A 17,294-nucleotide genomic window follows, 5' to 3' on the forward strand; every position below is an offset into this window, starting at 1 on the left:
GAATTGCGATAATCTAACACTGCAAACGCTGCTACTTACGACAATAACTAAAAACGCGGCGGTGAGATAAAGATAAAAGGGAACAAATGAAAATCTTATTAAGCAATGACGACGGTGTTCATGCCCGCGGCATTAAAGTGTTATTTGACGAATTAGTCAAAATTGCAGAAGTCACACTGGTGGCGCCGGACAGAAATTGCAGTGGTGCCAGTAACTCACTGACCTTGATGAATCCACTGCGCGCGCAAACCCTTGAAAATGGCTTTATTGCGGTCAATGGCACGCCCACAGATTCGGTTCATCTAGGCATTAGTCAATTGATGACTGAGCAGCCTGATTTGGTGGTTGCGGGCATTAATCACGGGGCTAATTTAGGTGATGACGTTTTGTATTCTGGTACAGTTGCCGCTGCCACCGAAGGTCGCCATATGGGGATGCCGGCGATTGCGGTTTCCTTGGTCAGCAAACAAGGTCAACACTTTGAAACCGCAGCGGTTGTTACCGCCAAGGTCATTCAACGCTTGCAATCTCATCCGATTGCCGCAGACCAAATTCTCAATATCAATGTTCCCGACCTGCCGTTGTCTGAGCTCAAAGGTCTTAAAGTGACCCGCCTTGGTCATCGTCACAAAGCCGAGACCATGCAAAAGGTAAAAGATCCGTGGCAGCGCGATATCTATTGGTATGGTTCTTTGGGCAAAGAGCTCGACGCTGGTGAGGGCACTGACTTTAACGCCGTTGCTGATGGCTATGCCTCGATTACACCTTTGACCGTTGATATGACAGCGTATAACAGCATAGATAATATGAAATCTTGGATAAGTGATTTAACAATATGAATGCACTCGTAGGAAGCCGGATTGGCGGTAAGTCTGGTCGCAGTGGCGAGTTGCTCGCGCAAAAGTTAGCGGCGGAAGGCATTACTAATCAACAAGTATTACAAGCTATTGCCCGTTCACCTAGGCACATATTCGTTCCTGAAATTTTAGCCCATAAAGCATACGACAATACGGCTTTGCCGATTGGCCAAGGGCAAACTATTTCACAGCCCTATATTGTGGCAAAAATGTCAGAGTTGTTATTGGCTAATGGCACGCCAGAGAGCATTTTGGAAATCGGCACTGGTTCCGGTTATCAAACCTCTATTTTGGCGCAGTTAACTGCCAAAGTGTTTTCGGTAGAGCGAATAAAGTCATTGCAGTTTCAAGCTAAGCGCAAACTGCAAGCAATGGATTTACACAATGTTTCAATGAAACACGGTGACGGCTGGAAAGGCTGGCAAAGTAAAGCACCGTTTCAAGCGATTATTGTCACTGCTGCGCCTACTGAAGTGCCGCCAGCATTGCTTGAGCAGCTTGCTGATGGCGGTCGTTTGGTGATTCCCGTTGGTGAGCAGCAGCAAGTGCTAAAAATTATTACTCGTCGTGGTGATGACTACGACGAACAGCAGGTAGAAGCTGTTCGCTTTGTACCACTTGTTCCAGGAGCTTTGCTGTGAAGATATTTAGCGCCTTATACGATTGGACACTGCGCTGGGCTGAGCACAAGTTAGCGCCGAAAATGCTAGCCTTATTAACCTTTGCTGAATCTGTGTTCTTTCCAATTCCACCGGATGTTTTGCTCGCCCCTATGGTACTGGCGAAGCCTGATCGCGCGTGGTACTTGGCAACGTTAACCACTGTCGCTTCGGTGATTGGCGGAGTCGTTGGTTTTGCCCTTGGCTACTATATGTTTGAACCTTGGATTCAACCGCTGATTACTGAGTTTGGCTATCAAGCTCGGTTTGACAAAGCGATGGCCTGGTTTAGCGAATGGGGTGTTTGGGTTGTCTTTCTCGCTGGCTTTTCGCCCATTCCCTATAAATTGTTTACGGTGAGCGCTGGCTTTTTACAAATGGCATTTTTGCCATTTTTATTGGCGTCGGCGATTGGCCGAGGTATGCGCTTCTTTTTAGTGGCTGGCCTTATTCATTGGGGCGGCGCTGCGATGGAAGAAAAATTGCGAAAATGGGTAGATGTATTGGGCTGGCTGTTAGTTGGTTTAATTATTCTAGCCTATTTACTCACTCGTTAATTTATATCAAGATAGTACTTAGTTCTTCAAAGTATTATTAATCTTTTTAATGAGTTAGCATGTTAACTGGGCAGGTTTTTCAAGGTCGAATTACTGTGTTGCTAGTGTTACTAGTAACACTGAGCGCTTGTTCGAGCCGCCAAGCCCCTGCGCCCGTTGTCGATATCCAAGCGAGTGTACCACTCAAAGATCGCGTAAAAACTAGTATCAAAGGTACCGAGTATATCGTCAAAAAAGGCGAGACTTTATACTCAATTGCTTGGCGGGCTGACGTTGATGTTCGCACCATTGCCAAGCTCAATAATATCTCCTCTCCGTTTCGAATTTATCCCGGCCAAAAGTTGCGCTTGACGAAAAAATCAAGCAAAGCTAGTCGCAGTAAGGGCTGGACTAAAAAGTCGAATAAAAGCTCTGGTAAGACTTCTACTAAAGAGCGAAAAAAAGCTGTTGCACAGAAAAAAAAGCAGGAGTATGGTAAGACTGTAAGTGGGCAAAAAGTAAACAAAAAAGTTGCTGCAACCACTAAAGCAAACAGTACCAATGGCCAGTTTTCACAGAAAGTTAAACGCTGGCAATGGCCGTTCAAAGGCAAGGTGATAAAAACCTTTTCAAGTACCCGTCAGGGGAGCAAAGGGATTGATATTGCCGGACGTCGAGGTGACAAAATAAGAGCGGCAGCAGCAGGTAAAGTGGTCTATGTTGGTAACGCACTGCGCGGTTATGGCAACTTAATTATTATTAAGCACAATGAAGATTATTTGAGTGCTTATGCCCACAATGACAAGTTACTGGTTAAAGAACAGCAACAAGTCAAGGTTGGACAGGTTATCGCTGAAATGGGTGATAGTGGCAGTGACCGAGTGATGCTTCATTTTGAGGTGCGTTTTCGCGGCAAATCGGTCAATCCATTAAAATATTTACCTAGAAGATAATCCTAGTATCAACATTAGTCGTAACAAAATTATAAGAAAAAAATGGAGTAAATGTGGAAGTTTAATGTAGTACCAGATTAGCGCTAGCGGGAGAGCTGATATGAACATAGAAAAAACACTCAATGATATTGTTCTAGATAACGCCGAATTACAGGAGACTAAAGTTGCCGAGGAAACTGCCTCAAACTTAGATGCAACTCAAATTTATTTAAGCGAAATTGGTTTCTCACCACTACTCAGTGCCGAAGAAGAAGTGCACTTTTCACGACTCGCCTTAAAAGGTGACCAAGCCGCACGCAAGCGAATGATTGAAAGCAACCTTCGCCTTGTCGTCAAAATCGCCCGTCGATACAACAACCGTGGTTTACCGTTATTAGACCTGATTGAAGAAGGCAATTTGGGCTTGATCCGCGCGGTTGAAAAGTTTGATCCCGAACGCGGCTTCCGTTTCTCGACCTACGCCACTTGGTGGATCAGACAAACGATTGAGCGGGCGATCATGAACCAAACCCGCACTATTCGATTACCGATTCATGTTGTTAAAGAGCTCAATACCTATTTGCGTACTGCTCGCGAGCTAGTACAAAAACTTGACCACGAACCAACGGCAGAAGATATTGCCAACGAATTAGATTGCCCAATTGGCGATGTTAGCAAAATGCTCAAGCTCAATGAGCGTATTACGTCAGTTGATGGACCATTTTCAGGGGATTCTGACAAAGCACTACTGGATGTGATTGCCGATGAAAAAAGCCAGGGCCCAGAGAATAACCTGCAAAACGACGATATGAAAAACAATATTGTCGATTGGTTAAATGAGCTCAACCCTAAGCAGCGAGAAGTATTGGCAAGGCGTTTTGGCTTGCTTGGTTACGAGGCTGCTACATTGGAAAACGTCGGCACCGAAATTGGCTTAACTCGTGAACGCGTTCGTCAAATTCAAGTTGAAGCACTCAAACGTTTAAGAGATATTTTACGTAAACAAAACCTGTCGATAGAAGCAATTTTTCAATAATCCGATAAAGCTACTATATAAATATTTAGCTATCAGTTTTAGTGTTAATTCCAGTATTAGTTCACTAAATCTGATAGCTTTTTAGTGTCTGCTCTATAATTTTTCTTTTAGTTGATACAGTAAGTCGAGTGCTTGTTTTGGACTCAAATCGTCAATGTCCGTAGTCGATAATTGTTCGACTACTGGGTGCGTTTGATCGATTAGCGGTAGTTGTTGAAACAAATCCGGTTGGTCACTGATATTACTCGGTGCTTGTTGCGTTTCCAGCTCAGATAAGCGTTGCTTGGCGCGGGCAATCACTGCTTTTGGCACACCGGCAAGTTGCGCTACTTGTAAGCCGAAACTCTTACTGGCGGCACCCTCTTGCACTGCGTGCATAAAAATAATGTTATCGTCGTGCTCAACAGCATCTAAATGCACATTGGCAAGCTGCTCTATTTGTTCGGCGAGTAGCGTCAGTTCAAAGTAGTGACTGGCGAATAAAGTAAATGCCTTGGTTTGCATCGCTAACATTTCGGCGCAGGCCCAAGCGAGCGACAAGCCGTCATAGGTACTGGTACCGCGGCCAATCTCGTCGAGTAAAACCAAACTTTTGTCGGTGGCGTTGTGTAAAATATTGGCGGTTTCAGTCATTTCTACCATAAAGGTTGAGCGGCCGCTGGCGAGATCGTCGGAAGCGCCGATACGGGTGAAAATTCTGTCGACCAAACCAATTTTTGCCGCGCTTGCCGGTACGTAACAACCGATATGAGCGAGTAAAACAATCAATGCTGTTTGGCGCATATAAGTTGATTTACCGCCCATATTGGGGCCAGTGATAATCAGCATCTTACGCTGTTGGTTGAGAGCAACAGGGTTGGCAATAAAGGCTTCTGTAGTCATTTGTTCAACCACTGGGTGACGACCTGCTTCAATGTTTATCCCACTCTCGTTTATCAGCTCGGGTTTGACATAGTTTAAGCTGTCGGCACGTTCGGCAAAGTTATTGAGCACATCGAGTTCGGCAAGGGTTTCGGCAAGCGCTTGTAGTTTGGCTAACTCTGGCAGTATTTGGTCAAACAGCTGATCGTAAAGACGTTTTTCAAGTGCTAAAAACTTGCTTTGCGCGCCCAGTACAGTTTCCTCGTGCTGTTTTAATTCTTCGGTAATAAAGCGTTCGTTGTTTTTCAGGGTTTGTCGACGAATGTACTCTGCAGGTACCTGATGTGAAGAGGCTCGGCTAATCTCAATGTAAAAACCGTGGACCTTGTTGTAGCCTACTTTTAACGTTTGGATACCCGTACGGGCTTTTTCCCTTTGTTCAATTTCCGTTAAAAATTCGGTGGCACCGTCAGTTAAATCGCGCAAGTGATCGAGCTCTGCGTGATAGCCCGGTGCGATAACACCACCGTCTCGAATCAATACCGGCGGGTTTTCGATAATCGCACGTTCGAGCAGGGTTTGGATTTCTGTAAGTGGCTGACACTTTTGTGCCAATGCCATAAGCTCTGCGCTGTTATTGTCGCTAAGTAATTGTTGTAATGCTGGCAGCTGTTGCAAGGCATTGCGCAGCCGAGCAAAGTCTCGTGGTCTTGCCGAGCGCAGGGCAATACGAGCAACTATGCGCTCAACATCGCCTATTGGCTTTAAATTATCGCTCAGCTCTGGATAAAGTTCTTGGTCTAAGAGCTCGCTAATCACATTCTGTCGAGCTGTTAATGTCGCAATATCTCGCAGCGGAAAGTGCAACCAGCGTTTTAATAATCTTGAACCCATTGGTGTTGAGGTTTGATCAAGAATAGAGGCTAGCGTGTTTTCGTGATTGCCCTGTAGGTTTTGCGTGAGTTCTAAATTTCTGCGAGTAGCCGCATCTAAAATCACACCTTGTACAGCTGATTCGCTAATAATTGAGCGAATATGGGGTAAGGCGGTGCGCTGGCTGTCTTTTACATATTGAAATAAACATCCCGCGGCGGAAACGCCTAATGTTTTTTCTTGTACGCCGAAGCCAGATAAATCTTTGGTGTCAAATTGTTTGCTGAGCAAGCTATAGGCGGTTTCTAAATCAAATTCCCAATCTGGACGGCGGCGCAGGCCCTTGTATTGTTCAACAACACCTGCAGTGGAAAAACTCTCAGGGTAGAGTAACTCGGCAGGGCTTAAGCGTTGTAATTCAGCTTGTAGCTGTTCAATGGTACTTGGCTCAGTAATGACAAAACGGCCACTGGTCATATCGAGGTACGCCAAACCAAATTGCTGGTTTTGTTTTTTGTTGGATTCGACAATTGCGACAATTAAATTGTCTTGTCTATCGGTTAATAGCGCTTCATCACTAACGGTACCGGGTGTGACAATTTTAACTACTTTGCGTTCAACCGGGCCTTTGCTAGTCGCTGGGTCGCCAACTTGCTCACAAATGGCAACCGACTCGCCCAGTTGCACTAGTTTTGAAAGATATGATTCAACGGCGTGATAGGGGACTCCAGCCATTGGAATGGCATTGCCGCCACTTTTACCTCTTGCGGTTAATGAAATATCGAGTAAGTCTGCCGCTCGTTTGGCGTCGTCAAAGAACAATTCGTAAAAATCTCCCATTCGGTAAAACACCAGAATATTGGGAAATTCGGCCTTAATGGTCAGGTACTGGCGCATCATTGGCGTATGGTTTGAAAAGTCTTGGGCTGTCTTACTAGTCATAGAGATCGTGAAAATTGTGCTAATCGAGATAAATAATGACTGCGAATTATGCCATAAGCGCCATAGTGATGCTCTTGTTAATTTTTACTGAAAGATTACTGTATAAAACTGAAAAAGCTTGCCTATTGATTTTGTTGGTCGAATAAAAATATATAACAAACAATTGGTTATGCTTTTTAATGGATATTTAATGAGAAAATACTTGATACTGTACGGCTGTACAGTATACTGTTGCTCAATTACTGAATATTAACTTGTTTAATTAAATTCGCGTTTGCCTTTATTGTTATGAGACTTCTGAAATAGATTTCATAACAGGCCAGCGAATTTAATCAAGATCTACGATATCTGGAGCAATCAATGGATCAAGATAAAGAAAAAGCACTATCAGCGGCACTCAGTCAAATCGAACGCCAATTTGGTAAAGGCTCAATCATGAAGCTTGGTGAAAACCGAAGCATGGACGTTGAAACTATTTCAACGGGTTCATTGGGCTTAGATATTGCACTAGGTGCTGGTGGCTTACCAATGGGTCGTGTTGTTGAAATTTACGGTCCGGAATCAAGTGGTAAAACAACGTTAACTCTTGAAGTGATTGCAGAAGCACAGCGCAATGGCAAAACATGTGCTTTCGTTGATGCTGAGCACGCGCTTGATCCTATTTACGCGGAAAAGCTGGGCGTTAACATTAACGACCTATTAGTGTCACAACCCGACACCGGTGAACAAGCGTTGGAAATTTGTGACATGTTGACACGCTCTGGCGCGATTGACGTTATTGTGGTTGACTCAGTGGCAGCACTAACGCCAAAAGCAGAAATTGAAGGTGAAATGGGTGACTCTCACATGGGTCTACAAGCGCGTATGCTTTCTCAAGCAATGCGTAAGCTTACTGCTAACTTAAAACAATCTAATACTATGATGATTTTCATCAACCAAATTCGTATGAAGATTGGTGTTATGTTTGGTAACCCAGAAACCACGACTGGTGGTAACGCCTTGAAGTTTTACGCGTCAGTTCGCCTTGATATTCGCCGTATTGGTGCGGTTAAGAGTGGCGATGAAATCGTCGGTAATGAAACCCGTGTTAAAGTGGTTAAAAACAAAATTGCACCGCCGTTTAAACAAGTAGAGTTCCAAATTTTATATGGTGAAGGTATTAACAGCCTAGGCGAGTTAATTGACTTAGGTGTACAAAACAAGCTTGTTGAAAAAGCGGGTGCTTGGTACAGCTACAATGGTGATCGCATTGGTCAAGGTAAGGCAAAAGCAGTTGATTACTTGAAAAATAACCCTGAAGTAGCCAAAGATATTGATGGTAAGCTTAGAGCACAGTTTTTAAGTAACAAAGTTGTTGATGAAACAGCCGAAGAAGCTGCAGAGTAATTGACACCGATAATATCTATTTTTGTAATATCGCAAGCCAATTAAACTTGCTATTACAACGGAGAAAAACCGCTGCTTGCAGTGGTTTTTTTATGCCTAAGTAAAATGTTCATGAATTGCGCTTAGAAATAATGTTTAACTCACTCAATACCTATATGGCATTAACTTTTATCTTAATACTCGTTGCTAGTAACTAATACCAACTTCTCTTTAATAAGAATGCAGCTCCGCTGGTAAAAAGCTAAGTTATATAAGCTATACTAAATTATTTAGACGTCTATACGTTTAGATGTTGACATAGCTAAAAAACCAAGGCAAATTTAGCCTAGCTATTTTTATCTGTGCCATTTAGGTGTCTTATGCCCATTAAAATTCCTGACCAATTACCTGCGCTTTCTATTTTAGGTGATGAGAATATCTTCGTGATGTCTGAGCATCGTGCGGTTAATCAAGATATTCGTCCTATGGAAGTGGCTATCCTCAACCTAATGCCGAATAAAATTGAAACGGAAGTACAGATTCTCCGGATGCTGTCTAATACGCCGCTGCAAATTAATATTGATTTGGTTCGCATTCATGCCAACCCGTCGAAAAACACGCCAAGTTCTCACTTAAATGCTTTTTACCGTTTATTTGATGATGTTAAAGACAAGCAATACGACGGCTTGATTATTACTGGCGCACCTTTGGGCTTAATCGACTACGAAGAAGTCAGTTATTGGGATAAAATTTGTGAGGTCTTTGCTTGGGCACAAAACAATGTGGTTTCAACTATGTACTTGTGTTGGGCTGCCCATGCCGCACTTTACTATCACTATGGTTTAAAGCGTTCAATCAAAGAGCAAAAGCTATCGGGTGTATACAAGCATCAAATTCAGCAGCCATTGGAGCGCTTAACGCGAGGGTTCGACGATAACTTCTGGGCACCGCATTCGCGTTATGGTGAAGTTAGTAAAAAAGACTATCAATCAGTTGATAACCTCAATATTCTTGCCGAATCAGAACAGGCAGGCGTTTATTTAGTGGCGAGTGAAGATAAGCGACAAGTGTATGTTACCGGTCATCCTGAATACGACCCTAATACCTTGGCAGATGAGTATCAGCGAGACGTAAACTCAGGTGAGACACCGCCGGTTCCGGTAAACTATTTCCCAGAAAACAATCCTGATAATCGACCAATTAGTAGTTGGCGCGGTCATGGTAATCTATTATTTAATAATTGGATTAACTACTATGTTTACCAAATTACCCCTTATCAATTAGATGCTGAAAACATTCAGACATCGATCACAGGAGAATAACGTGCAGCAGTCGTCTTCTTATGCCTTATTAAGTGAGCAGTTGGCAGAGCGCATTTTGATTTTGGATGGTGCCATGGGCACCATGATTCAAGAATACAAATTTGAAGAGGGTGATTACCGCGGTCAGCGTTTTGCCGATTGGCATTGTGATGTAAAAGGCAACAACGATTTATTAGTGTTAACGCAGCCAGAGGTTATTAAAGATATTCACCGTCAGTACTTGGCAGCAGGCGCTGATATTTTAGAAACCAATACCTTTAACGCGACCACAATTGCCATGGCAGACTATGACATGGAAGCGTTAAGTGCTGAAATCAACTTAGTCGCTGCGCAATTAGCACGACAAGTGGCGGATGAATACAACCAACAAACGCCAGATAAACCCAGATTTGTTGCCGGTGTGTTAGGGCCAACTAACCGCACTTGTTCAATCTCACCAGACGTTAATGATCCTGCCTATCGCAATATCAATTTTGATCAACTTAAAGATGCCTATTTGGAGTCAACCATAGCGCTTATTGAAGGTGGCTCAGATATTATTCTAATAGAAACCATCTTTGATACGCTAAACGCAAAAGCGGCGATTTTTGCGGTTGAACAGGCCTTTGAACAAGTTGGCATGCGTCTACCTGTGATGATTTCGGGAACGATTACAGATGCCTCCGGCCGCACGTTATCGGGGCAAACCACTGAAGCTTTTTACAATGCTTTGCGCCATGCCAAGCCGATAGCAATGGGTTTAAACTGTGCCCTTGGCCCAGTTGAACTGCGTCAATACGTTGAAGAAATGAGTCGAATTTCAGACTTTGCAGTATCTGCCCATCCAAATGCCGGTTTGCCAAATGCCTTTGGTGAGTACGACTTTACCGTTGAAGATATGAATAGCCATGTTCAAGAGTGGTCTGAGTCTGGTTTCCTAAATATTATTGGTGGTTGCTGTGGTACCACGCCTGCGCATATTCGAGGTATGGCTGAAACCGTTGCCAAGATTAAACCGCGTAACATTGAGCCGCGCCCGATAGCTTGCCGTTTGTCGGGTTTAGAGGCCTTAAATATTCAAGACGATACGCTTTTTGTTAACGTTGGTGAGCGCACCAATGTCACTGGCTCTGCGATTTTTAAACGACTGATTAAAGAAGAGAATTACGACGAAGCGATTTCTGTTGCTTTGCAACAGGTGGAAAACGGCGCACAAATTATTGATATCAACATGGATGAAGGCATGTTGGATTCAAAAAATGCCATGATTCGCTTTTTGAACTTGATTGCTGGTGAACCTGATATTGCCAAAGTACCTGTGATGATCGACTCGTCAAAATGGGATATTTTGGAAGCGGGCCTCAAGTGTATTCAAGGTAAGGGTATTGTTAACTCGATTAGCTTGAAAGAAGGCGAAGCAATTTTCCGCGAGCAAGCCGAGTTATTGCGCCGCTATGGCGCTGCGGTAATTGTTATGGCTTTTGACGAGGTTGGCCAAGCCGATACCAGAGCGCGCAAGTTTGAGATTTGTCAGCGCGCTTATCACATTTTGGTTGATGAAATTGGCTTTCCGCCGGAAGACATTATTTTTGACCCCAATATTTTCGCGGTTGCCACTGGTATTGATGAGCACAATAACTACGCCGTCGACTTTATCGAGGCGGTTGCTGATATCAAGCAAAACTTACCTTATGCCATGATATCTGGCGGTGTTTCTAACGTTTCGTTTTCGTTTCGCGGTAACAACCCTGTGCGTGAAGCGATTCACGCGGTGTTTTTATACCATGCGATTAAAAACGGCATGGATATGGGGATCGTCAATGCTGGTCAGCTCGCGATTTATTCAGATATTCCTGAAAAACTTAGAGTTGCAGTCGAAGATGTAATTCAAAACACCGATGACGGTGCTACTGAGCGTTTGCTTGACATTGCCGAAGAATATCGCGGTCAAGCTGGCGTTAAAGACAACAAAGCCGATTTAGCATGGCGTGAACTGCCTGTTAACGAACGCTTAGCTCACGCCTTAGTCAAGGGCATTAACGAATTTATCGTTGAAGATACTGAAGCCGCTCGTTTAGCCGCGACTAGACCGCTTGATGTCATTGAGGGGCCGTTAATGGACGGCATGAACATTGTTGGCGACTTGTTTGGTGCTGGTGAAATGTTCTTACCGCAAGTGGTGAAATCGGCCCGAGTGATGAAACAAGCGGTTGCTCACTTGCAACCCTTTATTGAAGCGGAAAAAACTGAGGCAAGTTCAAACGGTAAGGTGTTATTGGCGACAGTAAAAGGCGACGTGCACGATATCGGCAAAAATATTGTTGGCGTTGTTTTGCAGTGTAATAACTATGAAATTGTCGATTTGGGTGTGATGGTACCCAGCGAGAAAATTTTGCAAGTTGCTCGTGAAGAAAACGTCGATGTTATCGGCTTGTCTGGTTTAATTACGCCATCACTTGATGAGATGGTCCACGTTGCTAAAGAGATGCAACGTCAAGGTTTTGAGCTACCACTGTTAATTGGCGGCGCGACTACGTCTAAAGCCCATACCGCAGTAAAAATAGAGCCACAATATCAACATCCTGTTGTTTATGTGCCCAATGCTTCGCGTTCTGTTTCTGTCGTCAGTAACTTATTATCTGATGAATTGTGTCCAGCTTTTATGGAGCGCCAAACACAAGAATATCAGCGAGTTCGGGAACGTCATTTAAATAAAGGGCCAAGATCAACCCTTATTCCTATTGAGCAGGCACGAGCCAACCAAGTGCCGATTCGCTTTGACAATTATACGCCTAAGACACCGAATAAGTTAGGTGTTACGGTTTTAGACAAGCTCGATTTAAATGTTGTCCGCAAGTATATCGATTGGACACCGTTTTTTATGACTTGGCAGTTATCGGGTAAATACCCGTTAATTTTAAAACACGAAGTGGTTGGTGAAGAAGCGACTAAGCTATTCAATGATGCTAATGCCATGCTCGATGATTTAATTGCCAATGACAAGTTGACTGCTAAAGCGGTTATCGGCTTGTTCCCTGCAGGGCGTGTTGACGACGATATTCAATTGTTTACCGATGATAATCGAGCAAACGAGTTAATGCGTTTACATCAGCTGCGCCAGCAAGGTAAAAAGCCAGAAGGCCAGTATAATCGTTGTTTGTCGGATTACGTTGCCGAACAAGGTAGTGGTATTAACGATTATCTCGGCGCATTTGCCGTTTCTGCGGGCTTCGGCGCAGATGAGATTGCCGCACAGTACGATGCGGAAAATGACACTTACAATAGTATTTTGCTAAAAGCGGTTGCCGATCGCTTAGCTGAGGCGGCTGCCGAATACTTGCATGAGACGGTTCGCAAAGAATACTGGGGTTATGCGGCAGATGAAGATCTCGCTAATGACGATTTAATTCGCGAAAAATACCAAGGTATTCGTCCTGCACCGGGTTATCCAGCCTGTCCTGAGCACACTGAAAAAGGTTTGTTGTGGCAGTTACTCGACGTTGAGAACAATATTGGTATGGAGCTAACTTCTAGCTATGCGATGACACCAACAGCTGCGGTTAGTGGTTGGTATTTTGCGCATCCTGACAGCAAGTACTTTGCCGTTGCCAAAATCAATAAAGACCAAGTGCTCGACTATGCTCAGCGCAAAGGGTTTACTTTGGAGCAAGCAGAGCGCTGGTTGGCGCCTAATTTAGACTATGATCCTGAATAAAGGATCACAGTCTCGTCAATTAAACTAACCTCGATTAGTACTAGGTTTTGCTGCTTGTTGTGAGCTTTGTTGGGCTTTTAACAAGTTGGCATTGGCGTCGCTTAATGAGCTGGTGAGCTGAGCGAGTTCACCAGTTAATTTTTCTAGCCTTTGTTTTTTAACTTGTTCGCTTAGGTTGTTGTTGTTTTTTTAACCGTTCTATTTGAGCTTTTTTTTCGGCAATTTTTTCTTTTAGCTCTTTGATTTTTTCTTGAATCTGACTGACTAAACTATTGTTTTTTTTGTCGTTACCAACACTGGTGTTTATCTGTTGTTCTTGCGCTTGCTTTTGTCTTGCCGCTTCAGAGAGATCGACTCGGCTACTTGGCCCTGTTCTAGTACTTACTTCCGTCTGATTTTCTGAAACTTTGCTTTTGTCTGAACTTGGGTTAACCGCGGTACTTTGCGTTGTTTGTTGATTGGGGGTTGGTGTAATCCGAAATGTTGAGCTTTCGGCTGTGGTGTTGATGTTCACGGGAGTATCTTCCTGACGGCTATAAAATTAATATTGATTATCAGTGATTTCAAGCGGTCAAGTTTTAGTGTTTTGTATCGGTATTGTCATGACATTGTTGCTAACGTGTTAGGTTTGCTGAGTAAATTAAAATTGTCTTTGCGCTTGGCTAAGCAATTCTGGCATTATGAACAGCACATTAATCAATAACTTGTATGTGATGTCTAAACTAAGTACTTCAGCGCTAGCATTATTGGCGACAGTCACTTTGTCCAGTTGTGCGACGCCACCACCGAAAAACCCAGAAAATTTATGTGAAATATTTCGCGAAAATCGCGATTGGTATTTTGCCGCAAAGGACGCTCGAGAGCGCTGGGGAGTACCTATTCATGTGCCAATGAGCATGATGTATCAAGAAAGCTCATTTCGTCACAACGCCAAGCCACCGCGTGATTATCTACTCGGTTTTATTCCATGGGGGCGAGTAAGTAGTGCTTATGGTTACTCGCAAGCCAAAACCTTAACGTGGAAAGATTATATTCGAGAAACCGGCAATTCAGGCGCTGATCGCGATGATTTTGACGATGCTATCGATTTTATGGGCTGGTTCATTTACAAAACCCAGAAAATCAATAAAGTCTCTAAATGGGATGCCTACAACCAATATTTGAACTATCACGAAGGTTGGGGTGGTTTTAAACGCAAAAGCTACAAGAACAAAGGCTGGTTGGTTAAGGTTGCCCGTAAAGTCGATAACCGTGCTCGTCGATACAGCAGTCAGTTAAAGAGCTGTGAAGCTGATCTCAACAAGAGTTGGTTATGGCGACTATTCTTTGGTTAGTCTATTAACTAAAACTCAATACGATAGATTACATGGTAGCGCGACCTGTTAAATCGCGCTCAATCACTCAGTTAATTTCTATCCTCATCGACTTGTCACCAGCAATTGATGGTAAGTACTTATTGTGACATCAAGCCCACGTTAAATTATTGTAAATGGATTTCAGATCTATTCATGAGGACTAAAGGTGAGCTTTGTTATCAAGGTTATTGTCTATTTTGTCGAGCTTGTTAATAAGTGAACAATTTTCGTTAAAATAATCAACGATCCTATCTTTGTGATCGAATATCAAGCAATTATCTCGCAGCCCAAGTATGAGATCTTTTTCTTTTGATCTAGGCTTGATTTTTAGAGCATATTTCTTGCCAAATTTGATTGAAATTTATTCAACCTCGCGCTAGTGCCCGTATTTATTGGTACCGTAAAAAAACCGTAAAAAAACTGAAATTTTTTAAAGAAAATTATTGAAAATCCTCAAGCCCAGCGTTTACTGGCTCTGCATCTGTTATCCACAGAAAATGTGGAAAGTTGAATATCTAGATCTTGCCTGTGAATAACTTTGTGATTAACTTTGCGTTGTTTTTAAATTATCCACAAAATGATGGTTTTCGATACAAGTTGAGAAAAGCAAGTTATTTGTTAAAAACTCGGTTAATAACTTGCTATTTTTCAGGCGTTAACAATTGCAGTTTTGCAATTGTCTGTCGATTTGACTTGAGAGCTTACTCTTCGCTTTGTACTGCTTGGAAGTAATCGGGCAAGATCCTGACGGTTTTGATCGTGTTATCGCTGGTGTCGACGATCTCAACGGGATAGCCAGCGATCCGCAAACTCATTTTTTCTTGCGGGATATCTTCTAAAATCTCAACGATCAAGCCACTCAGAGTTTTAGGGCCGTCGGTGGGTAGCTGCCAAGACATTTCTTTGTTGATGTCGCGAATACTGGCGCTACCATCAATTAAATAGGTACCGTCTGGTTGCAAGTGCACTTCATCACTGGTTGCAGGTGTCGCTGTTGTGGTGAAGTCGCCAACGATTTCTTCAAGGATATCTTCGAGCGTCACTAAGCCTTGAATATCGCCGTATTCATCAACAACTAAGCCCAATCGTTCTTTGGCGTGCTGAAACTTCAACAGCTGTACGTTGAGTGGTGTTCCTTCTGGAATAAAGTAAAGCTCGCGCACCGCTCTTAGTAGAGTTGCTTTAGTGAACTGATTTTTTGACAGTAGTTTCAAGGCATCACGAACGTGAACATAACCAACAACATCGTCAATATTGTCGCGGTATAACAGTACTCGGGTGTGATTGGATAGCGTTAGTTGCTTTTGAATTTTTTTCCAGTCGTCATTGATATCGATGCCGACAAGCTCGTTGCGCGGGATCATAATATCTTCGACGGTTACCTTTTCTAAATCGAGCACACCAACTAGCATATTTTGGTCGCGCTCAGGCAATAGCGCGCTTGATTCGTTGACCACAGTTCGGAGTTCTTCAGAGCTTAAGCTGTGCTGTTCGCGTTGCTCTGGACTAATCCCCAACATCGCGAGGAAACCATTGGTAATCCAATTAACCGCAACAACAAACGGAAATAACACTTTTAGCAATATCGTTAATATGATTGAACTGGGGAATGCGACTTTTTCCGGGTAAAGCGCAGCTAATGTTTTAGGAGTTACTTCGGCAAAAATAAGTATAACCAAAGTTAATACTAAACCTGCGTAGAAAATACCTGCGTCACCGAAAAACCTTGCAAAGATTACACCTGATACCAGTGATGCAAAGACATTAACTAAGTTGTTGCCGATAAGAATAAGACCTATCAGTCGATCTGGTTTATCTAACAACTTACTGACGCGCTTAGCACCTTTGTGGTTTTGTTTTTCTAAATGACGTAACCGATACCTGTTTAATGACATCATACCGGTTTCAGAGCTTGAGAAATAAGCTGAAATAAGAATGAGTATGCCCAATATCACAAAAAGCATACTAGTGGAGATAGCGTCCAATCAGGGGATCCTATGTTGCCTAACAAAAGGTATGTTTGAACTAACAAACATACCAAACCTTTATACCTGAAAAATTAGGATAAGAGAAACTCTTTTACGAATCTGCTGCCAAAATACGACAAAGTGAGTAAACCGGTACCAATTAGCGTTAATACTAACACTCGATGGCCGCGCCAGCCTTGGCTGTAGTGACCCCATAAAATTGCGCCATAGACGACTAATGCAGATAGTGACAATACGGTTTTGTGCAGCTGAGCTTTGGCAAAAAAGTTATCTAAAAACAGTAATCCGGTCACTTGGCTCGCCAGCAAACAAATGGTGCCCAGCGCTAAAATGATAAATAGCTGGTTTTCTACCTGCATTAACGGTGGCAAGTGATTAACGGCAGCCAAGTTCTTTGATTTCAATTTCAAGTTGATGTAGGTCACTTGAAAGGCGTATAAAGTCGCAATAACTAGCACGCAATAGGCAATCAATGCCACGGTGATATGGCTAACTAGGGCTAAGGTATCTGCCGATAAACTAATAGTGTCTATCGGAGGAATGACAAGCACAACTAATTGCCAAACGGCAGCAAAGCCATAGGAAACCGGCAGTAGCAAGTTGACCTTGTACTTTAACGCAGTCAAGGTAATTAGCATGGTAATGAGTAAGCTGACTAACGAAACGACATTAGGCAAATTAAAGTTTACCGCTTGGCTATTTAATAAAAAGCCAGAAACTTGCATGCTGTGACCAACAATGGCGGCACAGGCAAGCGACAAAATTAAGATAAGGTTAGGCCCTTTTGGATGAAATAAACGCAAAACCACGGCAAGGGTTGCAAGCGTGTAGCCGATAACGGCAAGGACTGAACTAAGTGTCGTAAGTTCCACTG

At 43.2% G+C, this 17,294-nt stretch carries 13 protein-coding genes; 9 read left to right on the top strand and 4 right to left on the bottom strand.

Annotation, left to right across the window (positions count from 1 at the left end):
• The first annotated feature begins 86 nt into the window (after positions 1-86).
• The 5 genes from surE (at position 87) to rpoS (ending at position 4,020) form a co-directional block, all read left to right on the top strand.
• Complete coding sequence (surE, locus tag J7384_RS07625) at positions 87-839, top strand: 5'/3'-nucleotidase SurE (RefSeq protein WP_209112675.1); 753 nt, start codon at positions 87-89, stop codon at positions 837-839.
• Positions 836-1,498: a protein-L-isoaspartate(D-aspartate) O-methyltransferase gene (locus tag J7384_RS07630; RefSeq protein ID WP_209112677.1), complete on the top strand. Its 663-nt coding sequence runs from the start codon at positions 836-838 to the stop codon at positions 1,496-1,498. Before surE ends, J7384_RS07630 begins: the two co-directional genes overlap by 4 nt.
• Positions 1,495-2,073 carry a YqaA family protein gene (locus J7384_RS07635; RefSeq protein ID WP_209112678.1) on the top strand — a complete coding sequence of 193 codons (579 nt, stop codon included), beginning with the start codon at positions 1,495-1,497 and terminating at the stop codon, positions 2,071-2,073. The genes J7384_RS07630 and J7384_RS07635 overlap by 4 nt, the downstream gene beginning before the upstream one ends.
• A gap of 59 nt (positions 2,074-2,132) precedes the next feature.
• A complete protein-coding gene (locus tag J7384_RS07640; protein WP_209112680.1) occupies positions 2,133-3,005 on the top strand; it encodes a peptidoglycan DD-metalloendopeptidase family protein in 873 nt (290 codons plus the stop codon).
• A gap of 100 nt (positions 3,006-3,105) precedes the next feature.
• A complete protein-coding gene (gene rpoS, locus J7384_RS07645) occupies positions 3,106-4,020 on the top strand; it encodes an RNA polymerase sigma factor RpoS (RefSeq protein ID WP_209112682.1) in 915 nt (304 codons plus the stop codon).
• Positions 4,021-4,113: 93 nt separating this feature from the next.
• On the opposite strand, the gene mutS is transcribed toward rpoS, so the two are convergent.
• Positions 4,114-6,696, bottom strand: a complete 2,583-nt coding sequence (gene mutS, locus J7384_RS07650; RefSeq protein ID WP_209112684.1) for a DNA mismatch repair protein MutS — start codon at positions 6,694-6,696, stop codon at positions 4,114-4,116.
• Positions 6,697-7,056: 360 nt separating this feature from the next.
• Between mutS and recA the strand changes: the two genes are divergently transcribed.
• From recA to metH, 3 genes are all read left to right on the top strand, one after another.
• On the top strand, positions 7,057-8,082 hold the full coding sequence (gene recA, locus J7384_RS07655) for a recombinase RecA (RefSeq protein ID WP_209112687.1): 1,026 nt from the start codon (positions 7,057-7,059) through the stop codon (positions 8,080-8,082).
• A gap of 359 nt (positions 8,083-8,441) precedes the next feature.
• The gene (gene metA, locus J7384_RS07660; protein WP_209112689.1) at positions 8,442-9,383 is read left to right on the top strand and encodes a homoserine O-succinyltransferase; all 942 of its coding nucleotides are present in this window, start codon (positions 8,442-8,444) and stop codon (positions 9,381-9,383) included.
• Between the two features lies 1 nt (position 9,384).
• Positions 9,385-13,077, top strand: a complete 3,693-nt coding sequence (metH, locus tag J7384_RS07665; RefSeq protein ID WP_348523853.1) for a methionine synthase — start codon at positions 9,385-9,387, stop codon at positions 13,075-13,077.
• A gap of 157 nt (positions 13,078-13,234) precedes the next feature.
• On the opposite strand, the gene J7384_RS07670 is transcribed toward metH, so the two are convergent.
• On the bottom strand, positions 13,235-13,591 hold the full coding sequence (locus J7384_RS07670; RefSeq protein WP_209112693.1) for a hypothetical protein: 357 nt from the start codon (positions 13,589-13,591) through the stop codon (positions 13,235-13,237).
• Positions 13,592-13,757: 166 nt separating this feature from the next.
• Between J7384_RS07670 and J7384_RS07675 the strand changes: the two genes are divergently transcribed.
• Entirely contained in the window at positions 13,758-14,411 is a 654-nt protein-coding gene (locus J7384_RS07675) for a hypothetical protein (protein WP_247741681.1), read from the top strand.
• Positions 14,412-15,133: 722 nt separating this feature from the next.
• Here the strand turns inward: J7384_RS07675 and J7384_RS07680 are convergent.
• Both J7384_RS07680 and ccsA read right to left on the bottom strand, forming a co-directional pair.
• Complete coding sequence (locus J7384_RS07680; RefSeq protein ID WP_209112695.1) at positions 15,134-16,417, bottom strand: HlyC/CorC family transporter; 1,284 nt, start codon at positions 16,415-16,417, stop codon at positions 15,134-15,136.
• 74 nt (positions 16,418-16,491) lie between these two features.
• Positions 16,492-17,292, bottom strand: coding sequence for a cytochrome c biogenesis protein CcsA (gene ccsA, locus J7384_RS07685; RefSeq protein WP_209112697.1), 801 nt, complete (start codon positions 17,290-17,292; stop codon positions 16,492-16,494).
• Positions 17,293-17,294 lie beyond the last annotated feature (2 nt).

The sequence above is a fragment of the Endozoicomonas sp. G2_1 genome (assembly GCF_017744155.1).
Lineage (GTDB): Bacteria > Pseudomonadota > Gammaproteobacteria > Enterobacterales > Alteromonadaceae > JAGHQT01.